Annotated in this window: 18 protein-coding genes and 1 tRNA gene; 10 read left to right on the forward strand and 9 right to left on the reverse strand. The window is 42.9% G+C overall.

The features are described 5' to 3' along the window. Positions 1–2: 2 nt before the first annotated feature. The 7 genes from gspJ to tsaA all read right to left on the reverse strand — a co-directional run bounded on the left by gspJ (position 3) and on the right by tsaA (position 6,758). The gene (gene gspJ / locus FQ083_RS08215) at positions 3–851 is read right to left on the reverse strand and encodes a type II secretion system minor pseudopilin GspJ (RefSeq protein ID WP_149409513.1); all 849 of its coding nucleotides are present in this window, start codon (positions 849–851) and stop codon (positions 3–5) included. Continuing rightward, positions 848–1,345 carry a type II secretion system minor pseudopilin GspI gene (gene gspI, locus FQ083_RS08220; protein ID WP_149409514.1) on the reverse strand — a complete coding sequence of 166 codons (498 nt, stop codon included), beginning with the start codon at positions 1,343–1,345 and terminating at the stop codon, positions 848–850. Before gspI ends, gspJ begins: the two co-directional genes overlap by 4 nt. Positions 1,346–1,348: 3 nt before the next feature. Beyond that, positions 1,349–2,032, reverse strand: coding sequence for a prepilin-type N-terminal cleavage/methylation domain-containing protein (locus tag FQ083_RS08225; protein ID WP_011513861.1), 684 nt, complete (start codon positions 2,030–2,032; stop codon positions 1,349–1,351). Between the two features lie 176 nt (positions 2,033–2,208). Next, positions 2,209–2,892: a TetR/AcrR family transcriptional regulator gene (locus FQ083_RS08230; RefSeq protein ID WP_011513862.1), complete on the reverse strand. Its 684-nt coding sequence runs from the start codon at positions 2,890–2,892 to the stop codon at positions 2,209–2,211. Positions 2,893–3,125: 233 nt separating this feature from the next. Next, entirely contained in the window at positions 3,126–3,914 is a 789-nt protein-coding gene (locus FQ083_RS08235) for a TatD family hydrolase (protein WP_020443678.1), read from the reverse strand. 150 nt (positions 3,915–4,064) lie between these two features. Beyond that, positions 4,065–5,852, reverse strand: coding sequence for a GspE/PulE family protein (locus FQ083_RS08240; protein WP_149409515.1), 1,788 nt, complete (start codon positions 5,850–5,852; stop codon positions 4,065–4,067). Positions 5,853–5,915: 63 nt separating this feature from the next. Further along, positions 5,916–6,758 carry a tRNA (N6-threonylcarbamoyladenosine(37)-N6)-methyltransferase TrmO gene (tsaA, locus tag FQ083_RS08245; RefSeq protein WP_133104542.1) on the reverse strand — a complete coding sequence of 281 codons (843 nt, stop codon included), beginning with the start codon at positions 6,756–6,758 and terminating at the stop codon, positions 5,916–5,918. Between the two features lie 398 nt (positions 6,759–7,156). Between tsaA and FQ083_RS08250 the strand changes: the two genes are divergently transcribed. After that, on the forward strand, positions 7,157–7,930 hold the full coding sequence (locus tag FQ083_RS08250) for a ferredoxin--NADP reductase (RefSeq protein WP_011513866.1): 774 nt from the start codon (positions 7,157–7,159) through the stop codon (positions 7,928–7,930). Positions 7,931–8,069: 139 nt separating this feature from the next. Then, positions 8,070–8,156: transfer RNA gene (locus FQ083_RS08255), tRNA-Leu, on the forward strand. Between the two features lie 287 nt (positions 8,157–8,443). Here the strand turns inward: FQ083_RS08255 and FQ083_RS08260 are convergent. Beyond that, entirely contained in the window at positions 8,444–9,097 is a 654-nt protein-coding gene (locus FQ083_RS08260; RefSeq protein ID WP_149409516.1) for a TetR/AcrR family transcriptional regulator, read from the reverse strand. Between the two features lie 238 nt (positions 9,098–9,335). Between FQ083_RS08260 and FQ083_RS08265 the strand changes: the two genes are divergently transcribed. From FQ083_RS08265 to FQ083_RS08280, 4 genes are all read left to right on the forward strand, one after another. Continuing rightward, the gene (locus tag FQ083_RS08265) at positions 9,336–10,487 is read left to right on the forward strand and encodes an acyl-CoA dehydrogenase family protein (RefSeq protein WP_149409517.1); all 1,152 of its coding nucleotides are present in this window, start codon (positions 9,336–9,338) and stop codon (positions 10,485–10,487) included. Positions 10,488–10,614: 127 nt separating this feature from the next. Further along, positions 10,615–11,820 (forward strand): acetyl-CoA C-acetyltransferase, encoded by a 1,206-nt coding sequence (locus FQ083_RS08270; RefSeq protein ID WP_223145233.1) that lies wholly within the window; start codon positions 10,615–10,617, stop codon positions 11,818–11,820. A gap of 56 nt (positions 11,821–11,876) precedes the next feature. Further along, positions 11,877–14,060, forward strand: a complete 2,184-nt coding sequence (locus tag FQ083_RS08275) for a 3-hydroxyacyl-CoA dehydrogenase NAD-binding domain-containing protein (protein WP_149409519.1) — start codon at positions 11,877–11,879, stop codon at positions 14,058–14,060. Continuing rightward, positions 14,053–15,111 carry a CaiB/BaiF CoA transferase family protein gene (locus tag FQ083_RS08280; RefSeq protein ID WP_149409520.1) on the forward strand — a complete coding sequence of 353 codons (1,059 nt, stop codon included), beginning with the start codon at positions 14,053–14,055 and terminating at the stop codon, positions 15,109–15,111. The genes FQ083_RS08275 and FQ083_RS08280 overlap by 8 nt, the downstream gene beginning before the upstream one ends. A gap of 468 nt (positions 15,112–15,579) precedes the next feature. Here the strand turns inward: FQ083_RS08280 and FQ083_RS08285 are convergent, their stop codons facing one another. After that, entirely contained in the window at positions 15,580–16,485 is a 906-nt protein-coding gene (locus tag FQ083_RS08285) for a LysR family transcriptional regulator (protein ID WP_149409521.1), read from the reverse strand. Between the two features lie 150 nt (positions 16,486–16,635). On the opposite strand from FQ083_RS08285, the gene FQ083_RS08290 reads away from it, so the two are divergent. From FQ083_RS08290 to FQ083_RS08305, 4 genes are all read left to right on the forward strand, one after another. Beyond that, positions 16,636–17,025 (forward strand): DoxX family protein, encoded by a 390-nt coding sequence (locus tag FQ083_RS08290; protein ID WP_011513873.1) that lies wholly within the window; start codon positions 16,636–16,638, stop codon positions 17,023–17,025. A 77-nt stretch (positions 17,026–17,102) separates the two neighbouring features. Further along, complete coding sequence (locus tag FQ083_RS08295; protein WP_149409522.1) at positions 17,103–17,825, forward strand: YoaK family protein; 723 nt, start codon at positions 17,103–17,105, stop codon at positions 17,823–17,825. Between the two features lie 292 nt (positions 17,826–18,117). Beyond that, the gene (locus FQ083_RS08300) at positions 18,118–18,828 is read left to right on the forward strand and encodes a pirin family protein (protein ID WP_149409523.1); all 711 of its coding nucleotides are present in this window, start codon (positions 18,118–18,120) and stop codon (positions 18,826–18,828) included. Between the two features lie 135 nt (positions 18,829–18,963). Continuing rightward, a complete protein-coding gene (locus FQ083_RS08305) occupies positions 18,964–19,572 on the forward strand; it encodes a nitroreductase family protein (RefSeq protein ID WP_149409524.1) in 609 nt (202 codons plus the stop codon). Positions 19,573–19,675: the final 103 nt, after the last annotated feature.

A 19,675-nucleotide genomic window follows, 5' to 3' on the forward strand; every position in this document is an offset into this window, starting at 1 on the left:
TATTAAATTCCATTCCCTGAATTATTATTATCTACATTGCCATTGGCTGCATCATTGTTACTATTGCCGTTGCCGTTGCCGTTGCCGTTGCCGTTGCCGTTAGAATTATCAGGAGTATTATTTTTATTGGCACTATTATTTGGTATTGGCTGCGGAGCAAGCGCCCACTGCCAGGTAATCGACATATCTTGATAAGTGAAAGTGATAGCAACTCCTTTCGGTAGCAGCACACTCTCAGGCTGAGCAGTGGTTGACGCCGCCCCTTGTCCAAATTGGCTATTCAAGCTGGCATTGTTACTATTACTGTCTTCATTGGGAAACTTTGTACTCATTTCTGGCAGATACGCTTGCCATTGCCCTGCTGTCACCCCTTCAAGCAAGACACTGTCCAAGCTGATGCTATCACTACCTCCGCCTATACTGGCATATTGACGGCGAATCAAACGCTCGTCAGCAAAAATATATTCGACATGCTGCATACTAGGACTGCTTTGATATCGAGGATCAGGATCAGCAAAACGGACAAAGCTGATACGCGCACTATCCAAACTCATAAAAGGTTCAGGCATCGGCTGTAGTACATTTTCTTGATTGCTATTATTTGCATTATCAACATTTGAAGCACTGGCACTTTGAGTATTTACTGCTTGATAAGGAACGATTTGCCCCATATCTTGCTGTAGCTGCAGATAAGCATATTGCAAAACGGCTAAATTATCTGCATGGAACTGGGCACGTTCTCGAGCACGGTTGACGCTATCAAACACCTGCCAGCCTGCCACTGCTAGCATCGCAAATATTGCCATGGCGACCATCAGCTCAAGTAAGGTAAATCCATGCTGCGATTTCACAGACTACCTCCATTTGGGTTTGAGCCAGTCAAGTCCAAACTACCTATATCTTGCTTTGAGTTGCTCAGTATCACATTGATATCATTGACTGCGGTACGCGTCTGACCATCTATGATAGGTGCAACGGCGATATTCACCTCTTTTAATGCCGGCGTTATACCCTCACTCACAGTCATCGTAATTTGCCAGTCGCGACCTTGGGCATTGATTGTCTGGGCACTATTAGCAGTTAGCCAGGTGTCTTGAATACGTAAGTCAGCAGCAGCATTTTGGGCAACAAAATGTGCAAGCGTACGTGTCCGTAATACATCGACCGAGCTTAAATAAGCACTACTGGCACGGCTCGCAGCCACTGCCACAACCGCTAAAATCGCTAGAGCAACCATCACCTCAATCAAGGTAAATCCGCTCTCAAGCTTTGATAGGATTGGCTTTCGGTTTATGTCGTTAGGTTTGGCTCTGTCATTAGGTTTGGCTCTGTCATTATTTATCATCGGTTATTGCCCTTGACCTATCGACACACTGCCATCGGGCATAATCGTAATGACCTCACCTACCAGACGCGAATTATGGCGCACTTCAATAGTCACCGGTGCTGCTTGCCCTGTACCAAACCATAATACTTGCGGCACTGTCTGATCTGTAAACCAAGGTTGCAGTGCTTGGATTTGTCCTCTATTTGACATATTACCAGCATCTAGGCTTTGTATGGCTAAGCTCACCCCAGCAGGCAGCTCAGGTAAAGTGACTTCGGACTCAAGCCCCCAGCTTGGTGTTGGTAGCTTGTCTTTAATCCCACTAGACATATTGGATAAATCAGCAGATAGCTCCATTGAATTCTTAGGCGTACTGTCTCCACTAGAAGACGCCGAGGTATCAGTTTGATAAGCCACATAAGGATTAGATAGAGTGACAATCACAGGGGTAATTTGACCTTGCTTATTGGCTTGCAGACTCAAACCCATCGGCTGCATACGTTCAGCCGATAACAGCCTAACATAACTCAATGAATCCGTCAGATGCTCATAAAAAGCACGATTTTTACGCGATTCACTACTACCTACTGATAAGCTCATCATGCCAGCGAATATAGACAAAATAACGACGACGACAACAATTTCAACCAGTGTAAAGCCAGCTTGGGTGTGATGATGTGTCATTGATGATGAGAGTTTTGACATACAGAGGTCATCTAGGATGGCGTCATTCTTTTAAAAATGACGTTATATTGGGTGAGATATAAAACGGGAGATAGGATTGATCGTATCAAGTAAAGGTTAATGTGCTGCTATATAGCATATAACAACACAGATTTTTATAAAATAACGACTCATGGTTTTCACGTTACAGTAAAAACTTAATAGTTGGTATTGCGATGCTCTTCTGACTCAGTATCAATCTGTTCGACCAATTCCTGCATATCCTCATCCATCACTTCATCCTCAGCCGCCGGGTAATGGCTTGGCAGCTCTAGCATTTGTTGGACAAAGGCATAGCGCAAGGTGTCGCGGCGTCCCAAATAACGCTGATAAAAACTTGAGTTCAACAGCCCTGCACCGCCCTGACCCATTGCCCAGATAGACGATAGATAATCACGCGTGCTTAAGCTACTGTGCTCATCCTTTAGATAAGCACTGATGATATCAATCAAGCGCTTCATGCGCTGACGGCGAATATCATACAGCTCACCAAATAAGCGGTTAAGACCTGTCACTGATGCCGCCAAACGCTCTTCGATTTGATTGAGTAGCATGGCTTTTTGTGGATTAAATAATTGCTGGAAAATCATACGAGCGACGCCTGCTGATGGGCAATCGTCAATACGATTAATCTCAAACAGCTGCTCTTCATAACGAATGATAATACGCAGATAGAGCTCATCTTTACTAGAGAAATGCTTATACAATGTGCCTTTAGCCAAATCAAGCTGGTCTGCCAAGCTGTCTAAAGTGATGTCGCCATCGCCTGACTCAAGTAGCAATTGCTCTGCCATTGCTAAGATATTCTCTTCTCGTACCTTGAATTGATGCTGACGACTCATAACCTCTCCTAAAACTTGACAATATCATGCATATGACCACAGTTCGTATTGGCATATCGGCATTCGGAGTATCAAATACTCCAAAGAATGCGTGACGAACACAATAAAGAAATATGCGTATGTTTGCTAAATAATCATTTATAATCATGTGCTTATATTTAACGTTGCAAGACGGCATGCATAAAACAGCTGCCACTTGCAAGAAATGACTGAGTGGTCATAGCATAACCATTTTAATGATACTGTGCTAGTAAATTCTCAAAGTTTTTTGCAGTCAGTGTACCGACCTCTTCGCTACTGCAGCCATACATCTCTGCAATACAACTGGCGACATAAGGCACGTAAGCTGGTTCATTCGGGCGACCACGTTTGGGGACAGGCGCTAGATAAGGGCTATCTGTTTCGATCAATATCCTGTCTCTTGGCATATTTTTTGCCGCATCTTTGATATTTTGCGCGCTTTTAAAGCTGACAATGCCTGAAAATGAGATATAAAACCCTAAGTCTAAGGCACGTTTTGCGGTTTCCCAATCTTCGGTGAAACAATGAATAATGCCATGCTCAGCACCTTCTGCTTTTAGAATATCAATCGTATCTTCTTTAGCATCACGCATATGGATGACAAGCGGTTTTTTTAGGCTTTGGCTAGCATGAATATGACGGGCAAGGCTGGCTTGTTGCGCTTTTTTATTTTCTGTCGACCAGTAATAATCAAGTCCCGTCTCCCCTATTGCCCACACATGGTCAGCGCTAGCCGTTTCTATCAAACGTTCAACGGTTGCAGATTGTAAAACGCTGATATCTTCACAAGGATGTATACCAACGCTCATGCCAAGATTGAGCGTTTCATCGCCATAAATCTTGACGATATTGGCAATCTCATCATATTCAGCAAAATCACACATAATTGCCATCGCGCGAGTGACATTGGCTTCTTTCATCGCGGCAATTGCGCCAGACAATTGACCATCGTATTTGGTCAAATCTAAACGGTTAAGATGGCAGTGGCTATCGGTAAACATAAACAATCTCGTTATAGTCATTTTTAAAAATTATTGGGATAAAAATTTCAATTTGTATGGTATTTATTGTTTTGAAGCGGGCACTTTTCAAGCACTGCTTAACAAACTTACTTTTAATGCAATGGCATCTTTTAATATAGCGGCTCTCTACTAATGCAAAGGTACCACGCGCATCACCTCTTCCATGGTCGTTACCCCTTCACTAATACGCTTCGCACCCGATAGGCGTAATGGCTGTACGCCTTCACGGTATGCTTGCTGCTTTAATACATCCAGATTGGCATCAGCAGCGACCAGTTTTTTCAACTCATTTGATAATGGCATAATCTCATAAAGACCAATACGACCTTGATAACCAGTATGGCGGCAATGCTCGCAACCCTGTGCCTTATAAATCTGCGCTGGCACGGACGCGCGCCACGGCTGTACTAATTCTTGCCATTGAATGGCAATCTCGCTATCTGCCGTAACATCCACGGCTTGCTTACAATGTGGACATAATGTCCGTAATAGACGCTGTGCCATAATGCCCAAGATAGTCGCTGACGTCAAAAAAGGCTGAATACCCAAATCATGCAGTCGAGTAATTGAACTTGGCGCATCATTGGTATGCAAGGTTGAGAGCACCAAATGTCCCGTCAAAGACGCTTGTACTGCCATATTGGCCGTTTCAGCATCACGAATCTCACCAACCATAATAATATCAGGGTCTTGGCGCATCAAAGAGCGAATACCATCAGTAAAATGTAAATCAACTCCTGGATTAACCTGCATTTGATTAAAGGCAGGTTCAATCATTTCAATCGGATCTTCAATAGTACAGACATTGACTTGCTCAGTGGCGAGCTGCTTGAGCGTACTATATAAAGTGGTCGTTTTACCCGAACCCGTCGGACCGGTAACCAATATAATGCCATTTGGATGCGCTGTCAGCTCGTGCCAAGTCTCCAGCTGCTTACCTGACAAACCAAGCTGAGCAAAGGAGCGTACTAGTACCTCAGGGTCAAATACCCGCATGACGAGCTTTTCACCAAAGGCAGTCGGCATCGTGGATAAACGCAGCTCCGTCTCTAAGCCTTTTGGTGTACGTGTTTTTAGTCGCCCGTCTTGTGGTTTGCGTTTTTCTGCAACATTGAGCCGTCCCAAGATTTTAATACGTGCCGTTACCGCCACTATAATAGCGAGTGGCATCTCATAAACACTATGCAGCACCCCATCAATGCGAAAACGCACCTTGCCCGTCTCACGACGTGGCTCTAAATGGATATCACTGGCGCGCTGCTCAAAGGCATATTGCAACAACCAATCGACGACTTTGACAATATGTTGGTCATTGGCATCGGGGTTGGTATTGTCCCCTAGCTGTAATAGTGCTTCAACATTAGTGATATCAGATGCGGCACGTTTATGTAGTGAGTTCGCCCCTGCAATCGCTTGCGTGACTTGGTAAAATTCTTGCCGATAGCGATTGATTTGTTCAGGATTAATAAAGACTGTACGATAGCTTTTTGACTTAATGAGCTTTTCAATATTGCCATGCCAATCGGTATAAAATGGCTGATCGGTACCGATAACCACCTCATCAAGCGTTGCTTCAATCGGCAAAATATGCTGCGAGCGTGCATACTCAAACGACATGAGCTGCGTCACTGCTGGTACATCGACTTTTAACGGGTCAATACGGACCAGCGACATATCTGCTTTGGCAGCCAACCATTGATTGAGCCATGCCAAAGTTAATTTATTTTCAGTATTATTATCAAGTGCATGACTATTAGGCAGACCAAACTCACTTATAGTCAATAGCGGATGCTGACCCTTACTGCGGCGGCTGGTAATGACGAGATTATAACCCCGTTGGTCTATCACTCGATCTGCCAGCAACTCATCAAGGCACCAACGCAAATCAATTACTATCGAATACTGTTGAGCAGGCATATTTTTTCTTCTTTTATGGTTTAAAGCATTTGCGCAATGTCGATATTCATCTTACCTATTAGACTATATTGTGTCGATATCCGTTATCTGTAATTCACCTGAACCTATCAATTGAAAACTCACATCAATAGATTTATAGCGCATGATAAATGAAGTATTAACCTCTTTCTGGCGATAAGCAGGGCGTGGGTCTTGTGCTATCAACGCTTTAATATTATCAAGATCAGGCATAAGCAATTGTTTTTGCATTTTATGAATGACCGATTTTACCGTTGCTTTTTCATTGTGAGCTATTTTTTCTGCTTCATTGTGAATATGTTGATTGTCTATAATTTGCACAAACTGCTCATAGGCAACTTTAGTGACAGTCACCTCCAACAAATGCGGCGCAGAGGGCGCAAAACCGCTTTGTGCCTCAGGTAACGCATCACTATAAGCCACATAAGGCTTGATATCGATAATTGGCGTACCATCTATCATATCAGCACCGCTAATGATAAGTAGCACCCGTCCTTCTACAATCTCAATAGCTTCAAGCTTAACCACAGACAATCCAAGCGCTGAGGGTCGATACATACTGCGACTGGCAAACACGCCTATCTTTTGATTGCCGCCCAAACGCGGCGGTCGCACTTGCGCACGAAAGCTGCTATCCGCTTTATTAGCCTGTTTATCTTTATACAAATAGTTGTGATGAAACTGCCAGCTGACCCAGATATGGCTAAAATCTTCCAAACCAACAAACGCAGCTGGCGTATCATAAGGCGCAATCATCTCAATCACGCTGGTCAATGCAACCAGATTTGGCTGTCTTGGCGCGCCAAACTTCTGTGAAAGCGGCGCACGATGGTAGCCGATAATCGGTGCTATATGATTACTCAATGAAGAAGCAGTCTGACACGACATAAATCTAATCCAAAAAACAGGGTTTTATAGTTCCACATAAGCGCTATACAAGCCATCTGTGACTCATTATAGATAATAACTCACTAACGATATTCCATTTTATCATGCTATACCAAAGCCGCTTGACGGATTTTTATTTTAAAGTTTGTTATGATGAGCGAGAAATTTATTGAGAATGGCTTGCATTCATCATTAATGGCTTAAAAATCGCGGTCATGCGCGCCGCATCACCTTATAACGCCGAATAATAATGTTAAAATAACAGAGTGATGGCTTCATTAGCATTGATAGCATTCATCTTCTATTAAAATTTTGCACCATTTTGACTTTATCATGAAAAATGGGTATTCAGCATTTATTTAGATTGATACAGATTACCACTTACTAACGAGGGATTTATGTCAAAACTTCGCACCGAAACGGTTACAGAGGTTCATCATTGGAATGATGCACTATTTAGCATCAAAACCACACGCGACGACGGCTTGCGCTTTCGCAATGGCGAGTTTGCGATGATTGGTTTGGTCGTTGATGGCAAGCCGTTGCTGCGCGCTTACTCGATTGCCAGTCCTAACTATGAAGAACATTTGGAGTTTTTCTCCATTAAAGTGCAAGACGGTCCTTTAACGTCGCGTCTGCAACATATCAAAGTTGGTGATGAGCTATTGGTCAGTAAAAAACCAACGGGCACTTTGGTATTAGATGATCTATTACCGGGTAAAAACCTTTATATGCTCTCAACCGGTACAGGTGTTGCCCCATTTTTAGCATTGGCACGTGACCCTGAAGTCTACGAGCGTTTCGAAAAGGTCATATTAGTGCATGGTGTGCGCGGTATTAGTGACTTGGCTTATCGTGACATGTTCGAAAACGAGCTGCCGAATGATGAAATTTTTGGTGAAGATTTCCGTAAGAAATTCATCTACTACCCAACGGTCACTCGCGAAGAATTTAGAAACACTGGTCGTATTACCGACTTAATGAAATCTGGCAAATTTTTTGAAGATATCGGACTGCCTCCGATGAACAAGGAAGATGATCGCGTCCTAATTTGCGGTAGTATGCCATTTAATGCTGAAGTCTCAGCTATTTTGAATGATTTTGGTCTAACAGTATCACCGCGTATGGGTGTTCAGGCAGATTATGCGGTTGAACGCGCCTTCGTTGGTTAAAATCTAAACTTTTATTCAAAATACAATAAATAATTCTTGACGCTCAAAAATAGGCTGCTATAATACGCAGCCTATACAGAGATAACCCTGTAGCCCAATTCGATAATGTTTGCAGTATATAAACTTTATCACCTAACACGCCGGTGTGATGGAATTGGTAGACATGACGGATTCAAAATCCGTTGCCTTTAAAAGCGTGTCGGTTCGAGTCCGACCACCGGTACCAATTAGTAGTACAAGCAAGTCCGAGAATGACTGATTAGCCCTTATGTTCAATAGCATAAGGGCTTTTTTGTGTCTGTAGTAGTCCGAGCAGGTCTATAGCATAAGGGCTTTTTTGTGTCTGTAGTAGTCCGAGCAGGTCTATAGCAAACTGAGATTAATAACAGTAAACTAGATAGTAATTACACCTTTTACTGTTTAATCAAAATGGAATTACTGTCTAACGATCAAAGTTAAGATTGGAGACGCTGTTAGAAAGTCAGGTTCTATTATGGTCTAGGCGATAAACCATTACACTTTTTCTGTCTCAGGCTTAGAGATAGCTCGCCATAAAATCACAAATAGCGCGTCAAACTCTGCGTTTATCGGCGTATTGCTCTGCCGCATAATATGCATAAAGCCTAAACGACTGATAAAACCCATAAAAACATCAAACAGAATATATAGCGGCACACTGTCATTCAATACACCCCGTTTTTGACCATCTTCTAATACATCCAAAAATGCACCAATCAGCTCTTTATTCTCATAAATAGCAATACTGCGAATGCGGGATACCGATATCGAGGACAGCACCATCACTGCATCTGGATGGCTGTCGACAAAATCAAAACATACCCAGAGTGTCTTGCGCAATCGATCTTTCACGCTATCAATCCCTTGTAAATGGTCCATGATCCGCGTCGCCAACCTACCAAGTACGATATCCATAATGGTGTTAAACAAAGTTTGCTTGTCCCCAAAATATTTATAAAGCGTTTGCAATGAAACGTTGGCAGACTTAGCGATTTGCGCCATCGTTACTTCACTAGGGTCGAAGCCTGCAAACACTTTACGAACCGCTTGTTCAATCTTATCCAAGGTGGCAGGTCGCATATCTGATAAGGGCGCTAAATGTTGAGAGGTCTCAATACCATCCTTTTGCTTGACCGCCTTCATTGTCATTACTATTTACTCCCTTATAATCTACTTAGACTAGAGTCAATCACTTTACTCAATAAGCCAATTTTATATAAGGTAAGATGTATTACCATTTATTTTAAACGTGTTGAATAAAGCATTTTCGTCATCTAGTATATCTTCTATAAGTTTTTATTTTAAAGAATTTTTAATATCGAAATAAAGGGTAATATAAATTACCCTTTATTCAATTTCTATATAATCAATGTCAAGGATGGACAACATGAGTATTGAAGCTTTTGCCTCAAACTGGATGACCGAAGAACACAGCATGGTATATGACAGTGCTTTGAAGATGTTTAAAAGCTGGGAAGATAAAGACGAGCAGTGGCGTGAAAACGGCATGATCGACCGTGAAGCTTGGCACGAGGCTGGCGATATGGGCTTTTTATGTGCGTCAATGCCTGAAGAATATGGCGGTGGCGGTGGTGATTTTGGTCACGAAGCCGCTATTTTGTTAGCTCAGGCACAGGCTAACCAAGCTGGTTTTGGTGGTATGGTTCACTCAGGTATTGTAGCGCCCTATATTTTAAAGCACGGTACTGAAGAGCAGAAAAAAGCATGGCTACCTAAACTGGCTACTGGCGAATCTGTTGGCGCTATCGCGATGACAGAACCAACGACAGGCTCTGACTTACAGGCAATAAAAACCTACGCGGTGAAAGATGGCGACGACTACATTATCAATGGTTCAAAAACGTTTATTACTAACGGTCAGCATACCAACCTTATCGTTTTAGCTTGCAAAACGGATCGCGATCAGGGCGCTCAGGGTGTTTCCCTGATTGTGGTCGAAACTGACGCTCTAGAAGGTTTCTCACGTGGTCGCAACCTCAAAAAGACCGGTCTATCTTCTCAAGATACCTCAGAGCTATTCTTTAGTAACGTCCGTGTCCCACAGAAAAATGTATTAGGCGGTGTTGAAGGTCTTGGCTTTATCCAAATGATGCAAGAGTTGCCGCAAGAGCGCCTGATTATTGCGCTAAGTGGTTGCGGTGCTATCAAGCTGGCTTTAGAGTTGACGCTTGAGTACGTAAAAGAGCGTGAAGCTTTTGGAAAGTCAATTTGGAAGTTCCAAAACACGCGCTTTAAGCTGGCTGAAGTTCAGGCCGATTACCTAGCCGTAAAAGCTTTGTGTGACTCTGCTGTTGAAGCGATGATTAATGGCACCTTAACCGCACCGCAAGCGTCATTAATCAAGTATTGGGTGACCGAAAAACAGTGCAATGTCATGGATGAATGCTTACAGTTATTTGGTGGTTACGGCTATATGACAGAGTACCCAATCGCTCGTATGTATGCTGATGCTCGCGTACAAAAAATATACGGCGGCACTAATGAGATTATGAAGGAGTTGGCCTCACGCTTTATGTAATAGCGTTGGGTGAAACCAAGCCGCTTTATGAAAACCGCTACATGCAAATAAATACATGCCAGCCAATATACGAATATTATTAAGCCAAATGTTCTTAAATAATGAAATATTAAAGGGATTTATTATGATTGAGATCGCTTATATTTATGATGCTATCCGCACCCCACGCGGCAAAGGTAAAAAAGATGGCTCCCTCCATCAGGCGTCACCTATCTGGCTTGTACGCACGCTACTAAAAGAGATGCAACAACGCCATAATTTAGATACCAGTTTGGTAGATGACGTCATTTTAGGCTGTGTGACACCAGTCGGTGAGCAGGGTTCTGATATCGCACGTATCGCCGTTATCGACGCTGATTGGCATGAGAGCGTGGCAGGGTTAACGCTGTCACGCTTTTGTGCGTCTGGTTTAGAATCCATTAACCTTGCGGCAACCAAAGTCATGTCTGGCATGGAGGACTTAGTCGTTGCCGGTGGTGTTGAGTCAATGAGCCGTGTACCAATGGGTATGGATGGCGGCGCTTGGTATATGGATCCACGAGTAAACGATGCCGTTCAGTTCGTACCTCAAGGGGTTGGCGCTGATACTATTGCTACCTTAAAAGGTTTTAGTCGTAAAGACGTTGACGAGTTTGCCTCAGAGTCACACAGAAGAGCAGCGGCTGCATGGGAAAAAGGCTACTACGATAAATCAGTGGTTCCTGTAAAAGATTTAAACGGTTTATTACTATTAGACAAAGACGAAACCATTCGTCCAAACACTTCAGTGGAAACGTTAGCAGGCCTAAACCCATCATTTATAATGCCAGGCAAAATGGGCTTCGATGGCGTTATTCTTGATAAATACACCACTATTGAAAACGTTAACCATGTGCACCACGCTGGTAACTCATCGGGTATCGTTGATGGTTCAGCATTGTGTCTTGTGGGTAGTAAAGCTGCTGGCGAAAAAGCAGGTCTTAAGCCACGCGCTAAAATCACCATGGCGTCTGTGATTGGCTCAGAGCCAACCATCATGTTGACTGGCCCTACCCCTGCTTGTAAAAAAGCACTGGCTAAAGCCGGTATGACTGCTGCTGATATCGACCTTTGGGAAATCAACGAAGCATTTGCTGCTGTGCCGCTTAATACCGCTGATGACTTTGGTCTCTCGCTTGATATCGTCAATGTCAATGGTGGCGCTATCGCTATGGGTCACCCACTGGGTGCGACAGGCGCAATGCTGCTGACCACGGTGCTTGATGAGCTTGAGCGCCGCGATCTAAAAACAGCAATGATTACCCTTTGTGTCGGCGGTGGTATGGGTATTGCTACCATCATTGAGCGTGTTTAAGCCTCAAATATTACCTATATATGGACAAACCTACGCATAGAAAATAAGGATATCGAATGAACACAAACAGCGTAAATGCCATTAATGAATTAAACAGTTTTTCAGCAGAATCAGACAACGGTATTATTACGGTTACTATCGATCAAGTAGATCGTAAAATGAATGTCATCGGTGATGGCTTTAATGACGCCTTTGCCACATTGACTGATGCTTTTGTCAACGACCAAGAAGCAAAAGGTTTGATTTTAACGTCTGGTAAATCAACCTTTGTAGTTGGCGCAGATATTAACCAACTGGCCACTATTGAAACTGCTGAGCAAGCGTTTGACTTGGTTGAGGACTTAAAAACTAGCCTGCGTAAACTTGAAAATTCAGGTAAGCCAGTGATTGCTGCCATTACTGGTACGGCACTAGGTGGCGGTTTAGAGCTTGCTTTAGCCTGTCATTATCGTATCGCTATTGATTCTTCAAAGACCTCGTCTAAAACCAAGCTGGGTTTACCTGAAGTCAAGCTTGGTCTATTACCTGGTGGTGGCGGTACTCAGCGTCTGCCACGTTTGATTGGTATTCAAAAAGCACTTGAGCTGATGACGCAAGGCAAAGCGCTTAGCGCACAGCAAGCGATTGACATTGGTCTTATCGATGACGTGGCTCATGACAATGATGAGCTTATCAGTAAGGCTAAAGCGTGGATTAATGACAATCCAAAAGCTCAGCAACCTTGGGACAAAAAAGGCTTTAAAATCCCGGGTGGCGACAGCAAACATCCTAAAGTAGTACAAGTATTTTCGGTTGCGCCTGCGATGGCAAATCAAAAGTCGCACGGCAATTATCCGGCAATCACCCATATCTTATCTAGTGTCTTTGAAGGCTGCCTAACCGATATCGATAACGGTCTTAAAATCGAATCACGCTTTTTTGTCGCTTGTGTATTATCAGACGCGTCCAAAAATATGATAAATACGCTTTGGACACAGTTAAATAGTATTAAAAAAGGTCAGTCACGCCCAGAAGGGTTTGAGCGTTCTAAAGTAAGCAAAGTCGGCATACTTGGTGCTGGCATGATGGGTGCGGGTATCGCTTACGTCTCAGCTAAAGCGGGTATGGAAGTGGTGCTGTTAGATACGGCTATCGAAGGCGCTGAAAAAGGCAAAAACTATTCTGCTAAGTTGCTCGACAAGGCTATCAGCCGTGGTCGTTCAACGGAAGAGAAAAAACAAGCACTGTTAGACCTTATTAAAACCACAACGTCTTACGACGATTTAGAAGGCTGTGATTTAATTATCGAAGCGGTATTCGAAGATGTAGACATCAAAGCTGAATGCACGCGTAATGCTGAAGCAGTAATTCCAGAAGATGCCGTTTATGCGTCAAACACGTCAACCTTGCCTATCACTGAACTTGCCAAAGCCAGCAAGCGTCCAAACCAGTTCATCGGTCTACATTTCTTCTCGCCAGTAGATAAAATGCCATTGGTTGAGATTATCGTGGGCGAAGAAACCGATGATGCCACTTTGGCTAAAGGTTTTGATTATGTCGGTCAAATCGGTAAGACACCTATCGTTGTCAATGACAGCCGAGGCTTCTACACTTCTCGCGTCTTTGGTACTTATGTCTCAGAAGGTATTGCCATGTTAAGTGAAGGTATTCATCCTCGTAGTATTGAAGTGGCTGGTATGAAATCTGGTATGCCGATGCCGCCACTCGCACTGCAAGATGAGGTGTCACTAAGCCTATCATTACATGTCATGCAGCAAACCAAGCGTGCCTTAGAAGCGCAAGGCAAAACCTTTACACCGCATCCAGCCATGCCAGTGGTAGAAAAAATGGTCAAAGAACTTGGCCGTGAAGGTAAAAAGGTTGCTAAAGGCTTCTATGACTATCCGCAAAATAGCGAGAAGCATCTATGGCCTGAGCTAACTGAACTGTACCCAACGACAGATGAGCAGCCGTCTCAGCAAGACTTGGTAGACCGCTTACTTTACGTGCAAGCTAATGAGACCGCGAAGTGTTTCGAGGAAAATGTTGTACGTACTGTGGCTGATGCAAACGTAGGTTCAATCTTCGGTTGGGGCTTTGCACCAAACCAAGGTGGTACATTACAGTTCGTCAACTCAGTAGGCGTTGATAAATTTGTTGAACGTAGCCGCGAGCTTGCTAGCAAATATGGCAAGCGGTTTGAACCGGCTCAAATATTAATGGATATGGCTTCAAGTGGTGAGGAGTTTGTTGATGGCTAATCAAGCTGATACTATGAAAAACTGCCTAGCGGGGTTGCGCGTTGTTGATTTGACGCGCAACCTCCCAGGACCATTTGCCACGCGACTGCTTGCTGACTTGGGCGCGGATGTTATTAAGATTGAACCGCTTAATGGCGATCCAGCCCGCGCCTTTGGCGAGCTGTTTACTTCCTTAAACCACGGTAAAGAAGTTCAAAAAGTTAATTTTCGTGATCCAGCAGGTATTGAAACAATCAAAACGCATCTTAAAGATGCCGATGTGATGCTTGATAGTTTTCGCCCAGAAGTGCTTGAAGGTATGGGGCTGGACGCTAAGACCCTGCATGCTATTAATCCAAAGCTGGTCATGGTATCGATTACGGGTTATGGCGTTGTTGATGGCGAGAGCATTACCCATGATTGGGCTAATAAAGCTGGTCATGACATCAACTTTATGGCGATGAGCGGCGTGCTTAATCAGCTCAAAACCGCAGATGGTGATCAAGCAATGCCTAATATCCAGTTTGCAGATTTGGCAGGCGGCAGTGATACGGCAGTCATTACCCTTTTGGCCGCTGTGTTTTCAGCACAGCGCACGGGTAAAGGTCGTCACGTTGCGGTCAGTATGACCCATAGCTTGTATCAGCATCTGGTCATGCCAAAAGCAACTGGTAAGTTGGTTGCAAGCTTCTCTGGTAAAAACCCAAAGCCGGAGCATGATTTTTTAGGTGGTCTACTACCCTGCTATCGTTTGTACAAAACAGCAGATGATCGTCATATGGCAGTCGGCTCTTTAGAGCTAAAGTTTTGGCAAGGTTTATGTGACGTATTAGAATTACCTGAGCTCAAAACTAAGCATTGGCAAATGGGTGTCATGCCCAATACCAGAGACAGCCAAGAAGCGGCGCAATTGGTCGCTGATACCTTTGCCAGCTATGGTCTTGCTCACTGGCAGCAAGTTTTTGAATCGGCAGATGTGTGCGTTACACCAGTTCTTACACTAGAGGAAGCGCGCGCGCACCCTTTATTTGCGCACCAAGATGAGCATGGTGTAACATTAGGCTGGCAGTAAAATGACATAGTCACGACGCTATGTTAAAGTTAGTCGTCAAAAACCAAAGAAGGTTTATGCTGGAAAAAATCGTTCATGATACCAACATTAAAAATATCAGCAGCAGCGGTATCGACACCATGCACACAAAAGGCTATAAAAAATCTTTGTCGTTAAAGCGGATCTAAGTTTGACTAAAGAGGAAGTCTTGCAATTTTGCAAAGAAGGTTTGACGGGATGTAATAGTTATCGCGGTGATAGCAATAAGACACCGCATATGAACCTAAAACATTATTTGCATTGTTATTTTTAATTATCTTTATTCAGGCATTTTGAGGCATCAAAATAACCACTAATAATTACTCTTTTAGTTAAGAGCAGTCGTTGTCAGTGCCATTGGCAAGTATTTAACACCTATTAAGTTGCTCTAAGCGAATCTACACAGGCATTACAAACTTAGCCAAAACAAACACCAACGCATAAACAAAGTTAAAAACGATCCCAATAAGGATCATCGCCAAAACGCTCAGCGATAAAATCGATTAGATAACGGCAGCGCTGCGATAAGAAACGGTTTTTGGGATAAACAGCATAAGCATTTAAAGTCGGCAATTGATACTGCTGCATGATGGGCACAAGTGCACCACTGGCTAAGGTTTTGTAAGTAATAAAATTGGGCAAAAAAGCGATTCCATGACCTTTTACCGCCATTTCTCGTAAAAAGTCGCCATTATTGACCTTTATCTTTGAGTTGATAGCGACTTGGTGCTTTTTACCTTGCTCATTTATGAGCTCTATCGTGCTGGATTTGTTTAAACCGTATTGTAAAAACTCATGCTTGGCAAAATCTTCTAGGGTGGTTGGTGTGCCCATTTTACTCAAATATTCAGGGCTGGCACATAAGGTATAGCGAATCAGCGCCAGACGTTTGGCTTGATAGCTCGAATCCTGCAGTTCTCTAATACGAATCCCCAACTCAAACCCTTCTTCAACCAAATCTGTATGCCGATCAGAGAAATCGAGCTCAAAGTTCAAATTGGGATGCTGATTGGCATATTCATCAATGACATCATTTAGATGCATCAAGCCAAATGACAATGGCGCGGTTACTTTTAAGGTGCCCTCGATACGCGTGGGCGCACCACTGGTTTCTTCGTTTAGGGCGTCAACTTCGCTCAGTATATTGTTCACCTTTTGGTAATACTGCTCACCGGCTTGAGTTAAGTTGGATTGGCGCGTGGTTCGGCTAATAAGTTGACTACCCAAGCGCGTCTCTAAATCCTTGAGACGACGGCTAACGGCTGATTTGGCAATATTTAATTGCTCAGCGGCTTTTGTGATGCTACCGGCTTCAACAATGCGTACAAACATTGCCATGTCTTCTAATTGTCCCATATAAGATGCTCCTTGACTGTTCTCTAAATAAGAACTGTTATTTGCGATTATCACGGTTTATCTATACGTGGTCAACAATTAAAATATAATCATTACTTAGCGACATATAAACGATTTAGATCCACATTGTGACATTTTTGGAGAATTACTGTGGATAAATTACAAGAGCTTAGCGCCCCAATTGGTCGGCTATTTTTATCAATGATTTTTATCTTTTCAGGCTTTACCAAAATCACAGGCTACGCTGCTACTCAAGGTTATATGGAGTCGATGGGCGTACCTGGTATGCTATTACCGTTGGTGATTGCCCTTGAGTTATTTGGTGGCATTGCTATTTTGCTTGGTTTTAAAGCACGCCTGATTGCGTTATTGTTCGTGGGTTTTAACATCATATCAGCACTGCTTTTCCATCAGTTCTGGATTGATGAATCACAAATGAACCCTTTTATGAAAAACATCGCGATAGCAGGTGGTTTCTTGATGATTTTTGCTCATGGTGCAGGCGCTTATTCGATTGATCACAGCAACACGCGTAGATAATTGCCTATAACTAAAAGTAAGAAAACGATGGTTAAACGTGTATTTATACTCACTTATACTTATGACAGCTCCTTATCATGACAACTAACGCTCACACCCCACCTAATGATAACTTACCAAATTTTTGGCAGCGTCATCAAACGCCTGTGTTATTGACAGTGGTTGGCGGTGCCATTGATACCATTGGTTTTATCACCTTGTTTGGTTTCTTCACCGCACATGTCACGGGTAACTTAGTGATGGCGGGCAGTGGCTTGGTGAAAGGTGAAGCCGGTCTATGGATTAAACTTGCCGCTTTACCGTTATTTATTTTGACGGTCATGGTGACCAAGATATTTATTGACCATAGTAAAAATAAACAGCTAACGCTGAGCCATTTATTCTTAGCGGAAGCATTTTTTCTGACCGCTTTTATGATCGCCGGTTTGTACTATCAGCCTTTTGTCGATGCTGGTGATATAACCGTGGCGATAACGGGTGGATTAGGCTTAATTGCGCTGGCGATTCGTAATACCGCTAGTAAAACGGTGATTAAGCATATGAGTCCGACAGTATTGATGACGGGTAATACTACGCAACTGGGTATCAATCTGACCGATTACTTGGTCAATCGCACAGCCGACAATCGCAAAAAACTGGCACACAGCTCAGTATTGGTATCTAGCTTTTTAGTAGGTGCATTAGTGGGTGCGTTGTTATATATGCAGCTAAGTTTTTGGGCAGTAGGCTTATTTGTTTTGCCCGTGCTGTATCTATCAGTTAGGGCGCGTGATAGAGACTTTTTACAACATATTGCGTAATGGATTTTTGGGCTTAATAACAATCGTCTTAGTCGTTATTAACTTAATAGTCTGGGCTTTTTGGGCTTATAGCAACCGTTTATGCAACTGACCCTGTTATAGAGTCCATGGTTCCACTATGAATATGTGGCGCTATCTCTGCCATCCAATTGTTCTAAAAAAAAGAATATTTAATTGCAGTTAACGTTGTTTATCTATTAGAGGACAACAATTATAATAGACCCATTGTTTAAATAAGTTAATTAATAATAAATTTATAGACATTTAACCTATTAATATCTAAGGATAAATTATGAAAACGATCTATCATGCAGCAGACTCTCGTGGCAATGCCAATCATGGCTGGCTAAAAAGCAAGCACACTTTTAGCTTTGCTAACTATCATAATCCAGAACGTATGGGTTTTGGTGCGCTACGCGTCATCAATGATGACTTCGTCATTGGTGGTCAAGGCTTTGGTAAGCACTCACACCGCGATATGGAAATTATCAGTATTCCTTTATCAGGTAAGCTCGGTCACGGCGATAACATCGGTAATAATGGCATTATCGAAACCGGTGAAATCCAAGTCATGTCAGCGGGTACTGGTATCACGCACAGTGAAATGAATGGCGATGACAAAGAAGAGGTGAAGTTCTTACAGATTTGGGTCATCCCAAATAAAATGAACGTTGAGCCTCGTTATCAGCAAGTTCGTATGGACGATATCCTAAAGCCAAACGAGTTCAATCAAGTATTGTCACCCAATGCGGACGACGCAGGGGTATGGATTCATCAAGATGCTTGGTTTAGCATGGGCGATTTTGATAAAGGTATCACCCAAACTTATGAGCTAAAAGATCCTAACAATGGTGTTTATGTCTTTGTTATTAGCGGTAAAGCCGTGGTAAACGGTAACACTTTGGATACCCGCGATGGCCTTGGTATTTGGGATACTAAGAACTTTACGATGGACGTCATCGATGATGCTAAAGTATTGCTAATGGAAGTACCAATGAGCTAATGGACGCTTCAACGCATTTTAATTTATCTATACTAAAAGATAATTATTGGAAGTGCAGATACTGAATATAACCACTAATAGTACCGATCATTTATTAGTTCGAATCAATTTATATTAACCCTGTGGAGAAATACTATGTCAGACCTAAATACCTTACAACAACTTGCCGAAAAACGCCGTTCTATCTATGCGTTGAGCAATCAATTGCCCGTATCGAATGACGAAGTCGTTAAGTTGGTTGAGCATGCAATCTTGCATACGCCGTCGTCGTTTAACTCACAATCGACGCGTGTTGTCGTATTGTTTGGTGAAGAGCATCAGAAACTGTGGAATATCACTGAAGAAACGCTACATGCAATCGTTGGCGATGAAGAGAAGTTTAAGTCAACAAAAGACAAAATCGCGGGCTTTAAGGCGGGTGCAGGTACAATCATGTTCTTTGAAGATCAAAGTGTCGTGAAAAGCATGCAAGAAAACGCGCCGTTATATGCGGATAAGTTCCCCATTTGGGCACATCAAACCAACGCGATGCATCAGTATGTTATTTGGACGGCTTTGGCCAGTATTGACGTTGGCGCAAATCTGCAACACTATAATCCTATTATCGATGACAAAGTTGCTGAAGCATGGAATATTGACAAAGACTGGACGCTAAACGCTCAAATGGTATTTGGTGCTATCGAACAGCCTGCAGGCGACAAAACGTTTAAGCCTGTTGAAGAGCGCATGAAAGTATTTGGTTAATATCGCATAGTTTTCAATACTAAGCTGCTCACAATATAGACAATAAAACCGCTATCGAAATATCTTAGCGGTTTTATTGTTTTGACATTCTTTTGATTTAATT

Source organism: Psychrobacter sp. ANT_H59 (assembly GCF_008369225.1).
Classification (GTDB): domain Bacteria; phylum Pseudomonadota; class Gammaproteobacteria; order Pseudomonadales; family Moraxellaceae; genus Psychrobacter; species Psychrobacter cryohalolentis.

Excerpts from the sequence above, each read along its gene's own strand:
- gspI (WP_149409514.1), bottom strand. The coding sequence starts at position 1,345 with ATGATAAATAATGACAGAGCCAAACCTAATGACAGAGCCAAACCTAAC.
- FQ083_RS08225 (WP_011513861.1), bottom strand. The coding sequence starts at position 2,032 with ATGTCAAAACTCTCATCATCAATGACACATCATCACACCCAAGCTGGC.
- FQ083_RS08230 (WP_011513862.1), bottom strand. The coding sequence starts at position 2,892 with ATGAGTCGTCAGCATCAATTCAAGGTACGAGAAGAGAATATCTTAGCA.
- FQ083_RS08235 (WP_020443678.1), bottom strand. The coding sequence starts at position 3,914 with ATGTTTACCGATAGCCACTGCCATCTTAACCGTTTAGATTTGACCAAA.
- FQ083_RS08240 (WP_149409515.1), bottom strand. The coding sequence starts at position 5,852 with ATGCCTGCTCAACAGTATTCGATAGTAATTGATTTGCGTTGGTGCCTT.
- tsaA (WP_133104542.1), bottom strand. The coding sequence starts at position 6,758 with ATGTCGTGTCAGACTGCTTCTTCATTGAGTAATCATATAGCACCGATT.
- FQ083_RS08250 (WP_011513866.1), top strand. The coding sequence starts at position 7,157 with ATGTCAAAACTTCGCACCGAAACGGTTACAGAGGTTCATCATTGGAAT.
- FQ083_RS08260 (WP_149409516.1), bottom strand. The coding sequence starts at position 9,097 with ATGACAATGAAGGCGGTCAAGCAAAAGGATGGTATTGAGACCTCTCAA.
- FQ083_RS08265 (WP_149409517.1), top strand. The coding sequence starts at position 9,336 with ATGAGTATTGAAGCTTTTGCCTCAAACTGGATGACCGAAGAACACAGC.
- FQ083_RS08275 (WP_149409519.1), top strand. The coding sequence starts at position 11,877 with ATGAACACAAACAGCGTAAATGCCATTAATGAATTAAACAGTTTTTCA.
- FQ083_RS08280 (WP_149409520.1), top strand. The coding sequence starts at position 14,053 with ATGGCTAATCAAGCTGATACTATGAAAAACTGCCTAGCGGGGTTGCGC.
- FQ083_RS08285 (WP_149409521.1), bottom strand. The coding sequence starts at position 16,485 with ATGGGACAATTAGAAGACATGGCAATGTTTGTACGCATTGTTGAAGCC.
- FQ083_RS08295 (WP_149409522.1), top strand. The coding sequence starts at position 17,103 with ATGACAACTAACGCTCACACCCCACCTAATGATAACTTACCAAATTTT.
- FQ083_RS08300 (WP_149409523.1), top strand. The coding sequence starts at position 18,118 with ATGAAAACGATCTATCATGCAGCAGACTCTCGTGGCAATGCCAATCAT.
- FQ083_RS08305 (WP_149409524.1), top strand. The coding sequence starts at position 18,964 with ATGTCAGACCTAAATACCTTACAACAACTTGCCGAAAAACGCCGTTCT.